This window comes from Bartonella taylorii 8TBB (assembly GCF_902825155.1).
GTDB lineage: Bacteria > Pseudomonadota > Alphaproteobacteria > Rhizobiales > Rhizobiaceae > Bartonella > Bartonella taylorii_A.
In genome coordinates this window covers 1-507 of record NZ_CADEAG010000090.1, presented here as the reverse complement: position 1 = coordinate 507, position 507 = coordinate 1, and the positions used below count along the sequence as shown (strand labels likewise).

General features: G+C 40.6%; 1 protein-coding gene and 1 pseudogene. Both read left to right on the top strand.

Annotated features, from left to right (window positions below; translation table 11 throughout):
• A pseudogene (locus J7R13_RS08780) lies at positions 1-197 on the top strand (hypothetical protein); the annotation flags it as partial.
• 63 nt (positions 198-260) lie between these two features.
• Positions 261-507, top strand: a 247-nt coding sequence (locus J7R13_RS08775) for a lysozyme (protein WP_208438306.1), incomplete at its 3' end; no start/stop codon positions are given.

The window sequence follows — 507 nt, the reverse complement described above, 5'->3', positions numbered from 1 at the left end:
TCAGTGAAGGGGAAGAGGGGGTAGAAGATGATACGCATAAGGTTTGTCGAACAACAGAAATACCGTTTGATTTAAATGGTGATTTTGTCGAAAAGCGTTGTCAGTATGAATTACAGGAAAGTGAATATGCGCCGCTCTTTCAGCTTGGCTTTAGCGTTGAAGAAGTCGAACAGTTGATCAAAGAGTATAGCCAATAGAGATCATAAAAAAACATTTTTATCCAGCCTCACTTTTGTGGGGCTTTTTTTATGGAGCGTCAGATGAGAAAGATATCGAAAGAAGGATTAGAACTTATCAAACAATGGGAAGGTTTACGCCTGAATGCGTATCAAGATATAGCGCATGTGTGGACTATTGGTTATGGTCACACGAGCAGAGCCGGTAAACCGATTGTCAAAAAAGGGATGTGCATTACGCAACAGCAAGCAGAAGAAATTCTTTGTGAGGACTTAAAGCAATTTGAGAATGCGGTTGAGAATGCTGTAACAGTTTCGTTAACGGATTGCC